The sequence below is a fragment of the Thalassospira lucentensis genome, assembly GCF_050516545.1.
GTDB lineage: Bacteria > Pseudomonadota > Alphaproteobacteria > Rhodospirillales > Thalassospiraceae > Thalassospira > Thalassospira lucentensis_C.
On record NZ_CP191544.1, the window covers coordinates 3277447 to 3289721 of the forward strand.

Annotated in this window: 13 protein-coding genes; all 13 read left to right on the forward strand. The window is 53.7% G+C overall.

Annotated features, from left to right (window positions below; genetic code table 11):
- Positions 1-4: 4 nt before the first annotated feature.
- The 13 genes from ACQ0MK_RS14940 (at position 5) to ACQ0MK_RS15000 (ending at position 12273) form a co-directional block, all read left to right on the forward strand.
- A complete protein-coding gene (locus tag ACQ0MK_RS14940) occupies positions 5-523 on the forward strand; it encodes a FixH family protein (RefSeq protein ID WP_430473288.1) in 519 nt (172 codons plus the stop codon).
- Entirely contained in the window at positions 520-2940 is a 2421-nt protein-coding gene (locus tag ACQ0MK_RS14945) for a heavy metal translocating P-type ATPase metal-binding domain-containing protein (protein ID WP_430473289.1), read from the forward strand. Before ACQ0MK_RS14940 ends, ACQ0MK_RS14945 begins: the two co-directional genes overlap by 4 nt.
- Positions 2941-2944: 4 nt before the next feature.
- A complete protein-coding gene (gene ccoS / locus ACQ0MK_RS14950) occupies positions 2945-3133 on the forward strand; it encodes a cbb3-type cytochrome oxidase assembly protein CcoS (protein WP_430473290.1) in 189 nt (62 codons plus the stop codon).
- Positions 3134-3214: 81 nt separating this feature from the next.
- Positions 3215-3913, forward strand: a complete 699-nt coding sequence (locus ACQ0MK_RS14955; RefSeq protein ID WP_430473291.1) for a cyclic nucleotide-binding domain-containing protein — start codon at positions 3215-3217, stop codon at positions 3911-3913.
- 214 nt (positions 3914-4127) lie between these two features.
- A complete protein-coding gene (gene panB / locus ACQ0MK_RS14960) occupies positions 4128-4973 on the forward strand; it encodes a 3-methyl-2-oxobutanoate hydroxymethyltransferase (protein WP_430473292.1) in 846 nt (281 codons plus the stop codon).
- A gap of 56 nt (positions 4974-5029) precedes the next feature.
- The gene (gene panC, locus ACQ0MK_RS14965) at positions 5030-5899 is read left to right on the forward strand and encodes a pantoate--beta-alanine ligase (protein ID WP_430473293.1); all 870 of its coding nucleotides are present in this window, start codon (positions 5030-5032) and stop codon (positions 5897-5899) included.
- Between the two features lie 232 nt (positions 5900-6131).
- Positions 6132-7619, forward strand: a complete 1488-nt coding sequence (gene ffh, locus ACQ0MK_RS14970) for a signal recognition particle protein (RefSeq protein ID WP_430473294.1) — start codon at positions 6132-6134, stop codon at positions 7617-7619.
- Positions 7620-7769: 150 nt separating this feature from the next.
- Positions 7770-8180, forward strand: coding sequence for a 30S ribosomal protein S16 (rpsP, locus tag ACQ0MK_RS14975; protein WP_350043157.1), 411 nt, complete (start codon positions 7770-7772; stop codon positions 8178-8180).
- Positions 8181-8228: 48 nt separating this feature from the next.
- Positions 8229-8906, forward strand: a complete 678-nt coding sequence (gene rimM, locus ACQ0MK_RS14980; RefSeq protein ID WP_350043156.1) for a ribosome maturation factor RimM — start codon at positions 8229-8231, stop codon at positions 8904-8906.
- 3 nt (positions 8907-8909) lie between these two features.
- Complete coding sequence (trmD, locus tag ACQ0MK_RS14985) at positions 8910-9626, forward strand: tRNA (guanosine(37)-N1)-methyltransferase TrmD (RefSeq protein ID WP_350043155.1); 717 nt, start codon at positions 8910-8912, stop codon at positions 9624-9626.
- Positions 9627-9629: 3 nt separating this feature from the next.
- Positions 9630-10040, forward strand: coding sequence for a 50S ribosomal protein L19 (gene rplS / locus ACQ0MK_RS14990; RefSeq protein ID WP_350043154.1), 411 nt, complete (start codon positions 9630-9632; stop codon positions 10038-10040).
- 625 nt (positions 10041-10665) lie between these two features.
- A complete protein-coding gene (leuC, locus tag ACQ0MK_RS14995; RefSeq protein ID WP_350043153.1) occupies positions 10666-12072 on the forward strand; it encodes a 3-isopropylmalate dehydratase large subunit in 1407 nt (468 codons plus the stop codon).
- Between the two features lie 12 nt (positions 12073-12084).
- Entirely contained in the window at positions 12085-12273 is a 189-nt protein-coding gene (locus ACQ0MK_RS15000; protein WP_350043152.1) for a hypothetical protein, read from the forward strand.
- Positions 12274-12275 lie beyond the last annotated feature (2 nt).

Genomic DNA, 12275 nt, shown 5'->3' on the forward strand with positions numbered 1-12275 from the left:
ACCGATGGCAACGCACATGACCTCGCCTTCATCAGACCAGAACGGCCCACGTAAATCAGATCGCTGGATTCCGTGGTACTTCGTTGGCGGCTTTGCAATCATGTTGATCGCCAACATCTCGCTGATCACCTTTTCCATGACCAGCTGGAACGGCCTTGTCACCAAACATGCCTTCGAAGAAGGCAATAATTACAATGCCGCGATTTCCGGTGCGGCCCGTCAGGCCGAATTGGGATGGCGCAGCAAAATTTCGGTCAGTGGTGTCATCAATCAGAACGGCACCATTACGGTCCTGTTCCGTGACAAGGATTCCCAACCCATCACGGGTGCCAAAATGTCGGTGGTCATGATCAGATCTGATCGCGATGATTTGGACATGACCGTTCCGATGGCTGAAATCGCACCGGGCGAATACCGGGCCAGTGCATCTTTCCCGGTTTATGGCCGCTGGCAATTGCGCACCATTGCCCATGCCATGGGCGATGATTACCAAACGGTCGAGAACGTCGTCGTTGATCCATGACCCACGATGCCCTATGTCGCCACTGCAATGAACCAGTTACGGCCATGTCCCCCGCAGCACCAGATTTTTGCTGTGCCGGATGTGCCGGTGCATTTGAATTGCTGGGCGAATTGGGATTGTCTTCCTATTACAAGCGCCGTGCGATAGATCCGAAAATCCGCGCCTTGCGCCCGGATGAAGATGAAGTTGCAAGCTTTGACTTCACGGAACTGGCAAGCACCGATGAAAACGGAAACCATCATCTAAATTTGATGGTCGATGGCATTCATTGTGCAGCATGCGTCTGGCTGATCGAAACCCTGTTGCAACGAAATGATGCCATTCTTCAGGCCCGTATAAACATGACAACCCGCCGCCTGCGCCTAAGCTGGCAGGGCAAGCTTGAAGATATCGCCACACTCATTCACCCGGTTCTTCAGATGGGTTATCGCCTGATCCCCTTTGACCCAGCTGCCCTTGAACAGGCAACCGCAACACGCAACAAGGAATTGCTGCGCTGTTTGGCGGTTTCCGGGTTTGCTGCGGGGAATGTGATGTTGCTTTCCGTCTCGGTCTGGGCCGGATATTTTCAAGGTATGGGCGGGGCAACCCGAGATCTGTTTCATTGGCTATCGGCCTTGATTGCGCTGCCCGCTGCGGCCTATGCCGGGATGCCGTTTTATCGGTCTGCCCTTGGTGCGATCCGCAATCGCCGGGTCAATATGGATGTCCCGATAAGCTTGGGTGTGATCCTGGCGCTGGGCATGAGCTTGGCACAAACCATCCGCAGTGAACCCCATGCCTATTTTGACAGTGCAATCACGTTGCTATTTTTCCTGTTGATCGGGCGTTATCTTGATGGGCGGGCACGCGGTCAGGCCAGGTCTGCCGCCGAACATCTTTTGTCTCTCAATGCCCGCTCGATCACGGTCATTCAAGACGATGGCACGCGACGCCTGATCCCCCCACAAAAAGCCGAACCGGGCATGATTGTCTTAGCTGCGGCGGGTGAACGTATTGGCGTTGACGGCGAAGTCATTGATGGACAGTCCGACATTGATACAAGCGTTATCAGCGGTGAAAGCATCCCCGTTCTCACACGCCCGGGCACGAATGTATTCGCCGGAACCACCAATATATCAGCCCCGTTGCGCATACGTGTTACAGCAACGGGCGGGAATACTCTTCTGTCTGAAATCGTCCGGTTGATGGAAAATGCCGAACAGGGGCGGGCCAAATATGTTGCCATCGCGGACCGGGTGGCAAAATCATATGCTCCGGTTGTTCACTTTCTTTCCTTGGCAACATTTATCGGCTGGTGGTTAATTGCTGGCCTACCTTGGCATGATGCCTTGATGAATGCGATTGCAGTTTTGATCATCACCTGCCCCTGTGCCTTGGCATTGGCAGTACCGGTTGTCCAAGTCATCGCGACCGGGCGGCTTTTGCGCGCCGGTATCCTTGTTAAATCGGCGACCGCACTGGAACGGTTGACCAAAATCACCGGTGTAATTTTTGATAAAACCGGCACCCTGACCACCGGCAAACCCGAACTGGTCGTAAGCCCGGATGATAAAACCCTAATCCTTGCGGCAGAAATCGCTGCAAACAGCAATCACCCCCTGTCGCGTGCCCTGCTCCGTGCAGCTGGCACCGTTGTCCCGCGATCGAATGTCACGGAACATCCCGGTCAAGGGTTGATTGCACAAGGTGCCACTGGTCCCATTCGTCTTGGCAGTCGTGATTTTTGTGGCGTTGCCGAAAACGCAGATCTTCCAAACGATATTATCGGCCCGGAATTATGGTTGGCTGAACCGGGCAAGGCGGCAACGCGATTTATCTTTCAAGACACACTTCGACACGACGTTGCGCGCGTGGTTGGGCAACTACAATCCCGAGGATTTGACGTAGGTTTGCTGTCAGGTGATAGGCAAAGTACGGTGAAACGATTAGCCGAAATGCTTCATCTTGAAAATTGGCGGGCTCGCATGTCGCCAACCCAAAAGGCATCCCATATTCAATCCCGCGCAGATCAAGGTCATTTTGATTTAATGGTCGGCGACGGGATCAATGATGCCCCGGCCCTTGCCTGCGCGCATGCATCCATGTCACCCGCAACAGCTGCCGAAATCTCACAGAATGCCGCTGATATTGTTTTTCAAGGCGACAAACTCGGTGCGGTGATCGAGGCAATTGATGTTGCCCGTACCGCAGATAAACTGGTCCGGCAAAATTTCGCCTTGTCCTTTACCTATAATCTGATCACCATCCCGCTTGCGGTATCTGGCTTTGTCACGCCGCTGATTGCAGCGATCGCAATGTCGACATCATCCTTGATTGTCATTGCCAATGCACTGCGCTTGCATTCGAAACCCCCGGCGGTAAAAGACAGCAGCTTCGAAATCATCACCAAAACCACGCAACAGGCAGGAGCATAATCGCATGAGCAACCTTCTCCTCCTGATCCCGATTGCGTTGTTTTTGGGTCTCTTGGGTTTGGCCGCGTTTTTATGGTCGCTTCGTTCCGGTCAGTTCGATGATATGGAAGGTGCAGCGAACCGCATCTTGTTTGATGATGACGACGACATGATTTCTTCAAAACCCAAGAAAATCAATAAACACGATAGTTAGAATAACTTGAATTCCCCCCACCTAATCGCATAGATTGATCACTCATTAGACTTAGTCTGGTTACCAGTATCGGAGTCTGCCATGGCAGTCCGCCCTCAGCTTTGCGAAGCCTGTTCTATCAAGGACTTGACCTTCTGCTCGTCACTACACGGGGCTGAACATGATCAGCTGCGCAAACTGTTGACGCATGTCCAGTATGAGGGACACAGCACCATTTTTCACGAAGCGGAAGACGCCGATTACGTCTTTAACGTCACATCAGGAACAGTAAAGCTTTACAAGTTGCTGGGTGACGGTCGCCGTCAAATCACAGGTTTCCTGTTTGCCGGTGATTTTCTGGGGTTGGCGCTGAATACCAATTACAGCTATACCGCCGAGGCGATTGAACCTGTCGCCGCCTGCCGATTCTCGCGTCAGAAACTTGAAAAGCTGTTTGACGAGTTCCCTCATCTTGAAAAACGCATGCTGGGCATGGCGGTTGATGAATTGGCCGCGGCACAGGACCAGATGCTTCTTCTTGGCCGCAAGACTGCCAAGGAAAAGGTTGCTTCATTCTTGCTGATGCTGGCCCGCCGCCAAGAGCATCGCGGTGAAAGCAGCGACACCATCATTGTCCCGATGAGCCGATCAGACATCGCCGATTATCTTGGCCTGACGATTGAAACGGTGTCGCGCACCCTGACTCAACTGCGCAAAGATGAAACGATTACGCTTAAAGATAACCGCCATATCGAAGCGGTTAGCTTGGACATGCTAGAAGATCTTGCCGAAGGTTTGTGATTTTGTCGTGCAACTGCACACCAAAATCGCAAAAAACCAGAACACCCTTCGAAAGGGTCTGATCGTTCCAGAAAAAGCACAACTTATTGGCCCAATTGCTTATTTCGCGATTGCGAAAAAACATTTCCCGCAAATGGTCATCATATTGTAAACATGATCGTACGCCCGACACAGATCGGGCAGCCAATTCCGGTTTAACCGGGGGAGAAACGTCATGAGTGCCACCAGTAACAAGATGGGCCGGATGTCCGTCCCACAACTTCGCGCCCGCAAAGCTGCGAAACCGATTGTCTGCCTTACGGCTTACACCACCCCGATGGCCCAGCGCCTTGATGAACATTGCGACCTTCTGCTGGTCGGCGATTCATTGGGCATGGTTGTCTATGGAATGGAAAGCACGCTTGCCGTGACCGTCGATATGATGGTCAATCATGGTAAGGCCGTCATGCGCGGATCGAAAAATGCCTGTGTTGTTGTTGATCTGCCTTTTGGCAGCTATCAGGAATCCAAAGAACAGGCCTTCCGAACGGCTTCGCATATTATTGCTGAAACCGGCTGTGCTGCGGTGAAGCTTGAAGGCGGTGCCGAGATGGCTGAGACCATCGCATTTTTGAACGCACGTGGAATTCCTGTGATGGCCCATATCGGCTTGATGCCCCAACAGGTCAACACCATGGGCGGGTTCAAAAGCCAAGGTCGCGGCGATGAAGCAGCGCAGAAAATGATTACCGATGCTAAGGCCGTCGCCAAGGCCGGTGCTTTTTGCGTTGTTGTCGAAGGGACGGTCGAGCCGGTCGCACGCACGATTACCGAAACCATTGATGTCCCGACAATTGGCATCGGTGCTTCGGTTGCCTGTGATGGTCAGGTTCTCGTCACCGAGGATATCCTTGGCCTGTTTTCCGACTTCACGCCGAAATTCGTCAAACGGTATGCCGATCTTGGCGATGCCGTGTCCGAAGCCGTTGGTCAATATGCCGATGAAGTGCGCAACCGTCAGTTCCCGGCGGATGAACATTGCTTTGGTATTGCGAAAAAAGGTAAGTTGCGCGCAGTCTGATCTGATCAGGGTCTGGACCGCCGCGATTTCATGAAATTTTCGATACGACGATAAAGATGTCCCTTACGACTGTTCACACTGTCGCTGATTTGCGCGCGACTGTTGCCGCGTGGCGCGCCGAAGGCCTTCGTGTTGCTCTGGTTCCGACCATGGGCGCGCTTCATAATGGCCATATCAGCCTGACCAAACTTGCCCGCGAACATGCTGATCGCGTGATCGTTTCCATCTTTGTCAATCCGACCCAATTCGGCCCGACCGAAGATTTCGGCGCATATCCCCGCACCCTTCCTGACGATCAGAAACGTCTTGATGCGGGCGGGGTGGAGCTATGCTTTGCCCCGTCTGTTGATGAAATGTATCCCGACGGTTTTGCCACCAATGTCAGCGTCGATGATGCGATGACCACTGTTTTGTGTGGTGCGGCCCGCCCCGGTCATTTCGACGGTGTGGCCCAAATCGTCACTAAATTGCTGCTGCAAGCATTGCCAGATTGCGCGATTTTCGGCCAGAAGGACTATCAACAATTGATGGTCATTCGCCGTTTTAGCAAAGATCTGAACATCCCGGTCGAGATCATCGGGGCGAAAATCTTGCGCGAAGAAGACGGCCTGGCCATGTCATCGCGCAACCGCTATCTGTCGCCCGAAGAACGCGCAATTGCCCCGACCTTAAACCGTGTATTGGCCGAAATCACTACCAAGGCCTCTTCGGGTGCCGAACTTGGCCCCCTTTTGGCTAAAGGCCGCCAGGACATTCTCACCGCCGGGTTTAATCCGATTGATTACCTTGAAGTGCGCGATGCCCAAACGCTTGAACAGGTCGATGAAACCGTCACCAAACCCGCACGGATCTTTGTTGCTGCCCATCTTGGCAAGGCGCGTCTGATTGATAATCACGCGATTACGCCGATTGATATTGCGGGTTAAATACCCGGCCCTGCTGGCAGAATCGCCGATTGGGCACAAAATGACTCGAAAAGCGCAGAACAATGGGCTTTTGCGCCCAATATCGCTTGACTCCCTAAACCCGATCCAATAAACCCTCCCCACCACAGGTCGCCCAAAGGGTGCCTCCCCCAGTCCTCGAGTTTTCGAGCACTGGGTTTTAGTTTTTTGTGCGCATACGGTGGAAACACCGGTAACACAGACGGGATTTGGAATGTTTGAAGGACTAAGCGATCGCCTTGGCGGGGTTCTTGATAAGCTGCGCAAACGTGGCGCGCTCAAGGAATCCGACGTCAAGGAAGCCATGCGCGAAGTACGCGTCGCCTTGCTTGAGGCTGACGTTGCGCTGCCGGTCGTTAAAACCTTCATCACCAATGCAACTGAACGTGCGATTGGCGCGGATGTTCTCCGCTCGATCACGCCGGGCCAGATGGTTGTCAAGATCGTCCATGACGAACTTAAAAACATGCTGGGCGACGGCGAAGAGATCAATCTTGCTGCCACCCCGCCTGTTCCGATCCTCATCGTTGGTCTGCAGGGTTCTGGTAAAACCACCAGCTCCGCCAAGATCGCCCTGCATCTGACGAAAAAGCGCAATAAGAAAGTCCTTCTGGCATCGCTCGATATTTATCGTCCGGCCGCGCAGCAGCAGCTGAAAGTTCTGGCCGACGATAATGGTTTGGGCATCCTTCCGATCGTTATGGGCGAAAAGCCGGTTTCGATTGCCAAGCGCGCCATGGATATGGGCCGCAAGGAAGGCTACGACGCAGTTATCCTTGATACCGCCGGTCGCCTGCATATCGACATGGAACTGATGAGCGAAGTCGCCCAGGTCCGTGATGCGGTCAACCCGGTCGAGACGCTTTTGGTTACCGATGCGATGACCGGTCAAGACTCGGTCAATGTCGCCAAGGAATTTGCTGAAAAGGTCGGTATCACCGGTATCGTTCTGACCCGTGTTGACGGTGATGCACGTGGTGGTGCGGCCCTTTCAATGCGTCAGATCACCGGCTGCCCGATCAAGATGCTTGGTGTTGGCGAAAAAATCGACGAGATGGAAGCGTTCCATCCTGATCGTATTGCCAACCGTATTCTGGGTATGGGCGATGTTGTCAGCCTTGTTGAAAAAGCAGCTGAGAACATCAAGGCCGAAGACGCCGAGAAAATGGCGAAGAAACTTCGTAAAGGTCAGTTTGACCTGAACGATCTTCTTTCCCAGCTTAAACAGCTTCAGAAGATGGGTGATCTTTCCGGCATCATGGGCATGCTGCCGGGCATGGGCGCGCTGAAAAAACAGATGTCGCAGACCAAGCTTGATCCAAAACTTCTTACACACCAAGAAGCGATCATCTTGTCGATGACGCCAAAAGAACGTGAAAATCCGGCCCTGATCAAGGCATCGCGCAAAAAGCGTATTGCGGCGGGTTGTGGTCTGTCTGTTCAGGATGTGAACAAGCTCCTGAAACAGTACCAGACCATGTCCACCATGATCAAAAAAATGGGCAAGATGGGTAAAAAGGGTCTGTTTGGCGGCATGCCAAAAATGGACCCGGCAATGCTTGAGGGCGGCGACATGCCAGACCTTGGCAATCTGCCAAAAGGATTAACCGGTGGCGGTGGTGGGTTACCACCCGGCTTTCCGGGAATGGGGGGCGGCGGTGGCATGCCTCCTGGATTTCCGGGGTTCGGCAAGAAGAAATAGCCAAACCCCCGGTTCTTAAAGAAGGTTCTTGAAGAATTTCTCTTAGGGACCAAAACCGGCCGACAAAGCCGGCGATAAAGACTGAGTGAATAGGCCTCTCGGGGCCATGATTTAGAAGACTACAACCCAAGCTGAAAGGAACTTATCCGAATGGCTGTTAAGATTCGTCTTTCCCGTGGCGGTGCCAAAAAGCGTCCGTACTACCGTATCGTAGTTGCTGATGCCCGTGCTCCGCGTGACGGCAGCTTCATCGAGCGTGTCGGGACCTATGACCCGATGCTCCCGAAAGAATCTGACACCCGCGTAACCTTCAAAGAAGAGCGCATCAAATATTGGCTGTCTGTTGGCGCACAGCCAACCGATCGTGTTGCACGTTTCCTGGGCAAAGCTGGCCTTGCTGACGCGTTCAAACCGACCGAACAGCCGCAGAAGTCTGCTCCGAAAGCGAAAGCTCAGGAACGTCTTCGTGAGAAAGCTGAAAAAGCTGAAGCTGCTGCTGCCGCTGCTGCGGAAGCCGCTGCCGAAGCAGCAGCACCTGCTGAAGAGGCTGCAAGCGAGTAATCGCTGAACGCACGCTTTGATCAGATACCGGAAAACTTGTGAACCGAAATGGCTGATACCCGCAAATCCAAAAACGACGAAGCTTATGTCTGCGTCGGCATGATTACCGCCCCTCACGGGGTGCGTGGTGCCGTGCGCGTCAAAAGCTATACCGTCGACCCGGATAACCTTGTCGGTTATGGCCCGTTGTTCGATGCCAAAGGCACCTTGAAATACAAGTTGTCTCCTGTCGGACATGTCCGCGACCAGCTGATCGCCAAGATCGAAGGCGTAGACGATCGGGATGCTGCCGAACGGCTGCGGGGAACCAAGCTTCATGTACCGCGGACGGCACTGCCTGAAACGATAGACGAAGACGAATTTTATCTTGCTGACCTTGTTGGTCTGACCGCCTACCACATTGATGGTTCGCTGTTTGGAACCGTAAGGGGTGTGGCTGATTTTGGCGCTGGCGACGTAATCGAAGTCGCGCTTGAAGAAGTCCGGGGCAAGGTTGTCGTTCTTCCGTTTACCAAGGAAGCAGTACCAGAGGTGGTTCTTTCGGAACGCAAGCTGGTGGTAAATCCGCCCGAGGGGCTACTGCAGGATGAGGAAGGACCGGGCAATCGTACCCGTCGTCCCAACAAGTCCCGCAAAGACTCTCAGGCCGACCGCGATTCTTCTGATGCCGTTACTGCTGATGCAGTAGGCGCGGAAAACGCGACCGGCAGCGGGAAGGAGGCCTGATCGATGTCTGTGTGGCAGGCAAAAGTTGCAACTCTGTTCCCGGAAATGTTCCCGGGCGTACTTGGTCAGTCTTTGGCTGGTCGTGCGCTTGAGAACGGGATCTGGTCGCTTGATGTCAAAGACATCCGCGATCATGCAACCGACCGCCACCGCACTGTAGACGACAACCCATTTGGGGGCGGGGCCGGTATGGTCATGCGCCCGGATATTGTCGACGCCGCCCTGTGTGAATTGCGTGCATCTGCACCGCAATTACCGCTGATTTATCTCAGCCCGCGGGGAAAAGTGCTGAACCAGAAACGTTGCCGCGAATTGGCAGCGGGCCCGGGTGCCATCCTGCTTTGCGGTCGTTACGAAGGTATCGACCAACGGGTTCTGGATGAACATCAGGCCGAAGAGGTCAGCATCGGTGATTACATCCTCATGGGCGGCGAACTGCCGGCCATGGTCCTGATTGAATCGTGTATTCGCCTGATCGAAGGAACGGTCAATACGATCGCTTCTGTAGATGAGGAAAGCTTTGAAACCGGGTTGCTTGAATATCCGCATTACACGCGCCCGGCCAATTGGAACGGACGTGACGTGCCGGAGATCTTGCTTTCCGGTCATCATGCCAAGGTACAAGCCTGGCGGCATGCACAGGCAGAAGAAATTACTCGTGAGCGACGCCCGGACCTTTGGGACCGGTATGTTGCAAACGGGAACATCAAAGAGGGTTAAACCATGACCAACATCATCCAGCAGCTCGAGAATGAGCAGCTCGACAAAATCGTTGCGCAGCGTGAAGTTCCTGAATTCGACGCCGGTGATACCGTTCGTGTACACCTGAAAGTCGTTGAAGGTACCCGCGAGCGTATCCAGCAGTTCGAAGGCGTTTGCATCGCCATCAAGAACCGTGGCCTCAATTCTGCTTTCACCGTGCGTAAAATCGCATCGGGCGAAGGCGTTGAGCGTATCTTCCAGACTTATTCCCCGGCAATCGACAAAATCGAAGTCGTTCGCCGCGGTGATGTACGTCGCGCGAAACTTTACTACCTTCGTGGCCGTACCGGTAAATCTGCACGTATCGCCGAGCAGACCACCGGCCATAAAGGCAAACTGACCGCTGCAGAACGCACCAAAAGCAAGAAGTAATTCTTGGCGTTCCGACACGTCGGAATAATAAGCGGGCTCACCTTCGGGTGGGCCCGTTTTCTTTTGGCCTGCTGTCTTGTCAATGAATCGACAGTTCCATATGCCAACCTGTCTGATACCTGCCCGCCCTGAGGCGAACCCAACAGGCCATGGCCAAGGGATCAGATTTGCACTAAAACACGCTATGCGTGCATTATAGCGAATCGTTGTGTTTCTGCTTTATTTCCAAAGCCCCGCGGAAACCTTTGCATATTTCCATCAGCTTTCATTATATCAGATATCTCTTACCTATAATGAATCCCGGCGAATTGACTACTATGGGATGCTGTTTTCCAGCCGAATCTATTTAAGGATGTGATCCTTGGAAAAACACGCGCTCTGCGCCTTGCGATTTAAGGGCCGAGGTGTATAAAGGCACTCCCGCGGCAAAAACGATCAAACCCGCGTGGTTCTGGATAATAAAATTTCGCAAACCGGATGAAGCCGGTTGCGTCGGAGAAAACGCCAAAGTCCGTCCCGCCCCTTGGGTGTGCTTGCCTTTCGGTCCTTCTTCGCGACATCCAAAATCACATTCTCCGGGTGATTGTTGCTGCTCAAAAGATCGATATTTTATGAGGAGGTCGAGATGGGTGCACCTAAAACCCTTTTTGACAAGATTTGGGAAAGTCATGTAGTCGACACGCAGGATGATGGTACCTGCTTGATTTATATTGACCGTCATCTCGTCCACGAAGTGACCAGCCCGCAGGCCTTTGAAGGTCTTCGCAATTCCGGCCGCAAAGTGCGCCACCCTGAACTGACCCTGGCGGTTCCTGATCACAACGTTCCGACGTCTGATCGTTCCCAGGGCATCAAGGAAGAAGACAGCCGCATTCAGGTCGAAACGCTTGACCAGAACGCGCGCGACACCGGCATTCATTACTTCCCGATGGCTGACCTGCGTCAGGGCATCGTGCACATTGTCGGCCCGGAAGAAGGTTTCACCCTTCCTGGTGTGACAATGGTTTGTGGTGACTCGCACACCTCCACCCATGGTGCCTTCGGTGCGCTGGCATTTGGTATCGGCACCTCCGAAGTTGAACATGTTCTGGCAACCCAGACCCTTGTTCAGAAACCGGCTAAAAACATGCTGGTCAAAGTCGAAGGTGAACTGCATCCGGGCGTTACCGCCAAGGACATCACCCTTGCCATCATCGGCCGTATCGGAACCGCTGGTGGTACCGGCTATGTGATCGAATATGCCGGTTCGGCCATTCGTTCGCTGTCGGTTGAAGGCCGCATGACCGTTTGTAATATGTCGATCGAAGGTGGCGCACGCGCAGGCCTGATCGCACCGGACGAAAAAACCTTTGAATATATCAAGGGCCGTCCGATGGCACCAAAAGGTGCCGCATACGAGCAGGCTGTTGAATACTGGAAAACCTTGCCGTCTGACGAAGGTGCACATTACGACAAGATCGTCGAAATGGATGCCGCTGACATCGTTCCGCAGGTTACCTGGGGCACCAGCCCGGAAGACGTCGTGCCTGTCACCGGCAAAGTCCCGTCACCAACCGACGGCAAAGACGCTGGCAAACAAAAAGCCATTGCCCGTTCGCTGGAATATATGGGCCTGACCGCAGGAACACCGATTGAAGACATCAAGATTGACCGTGTCTTTATCGGGTCTTGCACCAATGGTCGTATTGAAGACTTGCGTGCTGTTGCCGTTGTCGTCAAAGGCCACAAGGTTTCTGAAACCGTCAATGCAATGATCGTTCCGGGCTCTGGTCTTGTCAAAGAACAGGCAGAAGCCGAAGGTCTGCATGAAATCTTCATCGAAGCAGGTTTTGACTGGCGTGAGCCGGGCTGCTCGATGTGTCTGGCAATGAACCCGGACCGTCTGGAACCGGGCGAGCGTTGCGCTTCGACCTCGAACCGTAACTTCGAAGGCCGTCAGGGCCGCGGTGGTCGTACCCACCTGGTCAGCCCGGCCATGGCTGCAGCTGCTGCAATCACCGGTCATCTGACCGACATTCGTAAATTCGGTTAAGGAAAGAATCCCATGGCCGAACAGGCATTGATCAATTTCCGCGAAAGCGCGCCCCGCATGGGACGCGCACCGGTGCTCGAGCAACTTTTGCCACAGCTCACCGGGATTAACCTGCCCGACTTTGTCGCACAGGAACTCGACGCGACCGAAGAATTGATCGAAGCACTGGGTCTGGCCTGGGAAACTGGAAGCAAGGGATAAGA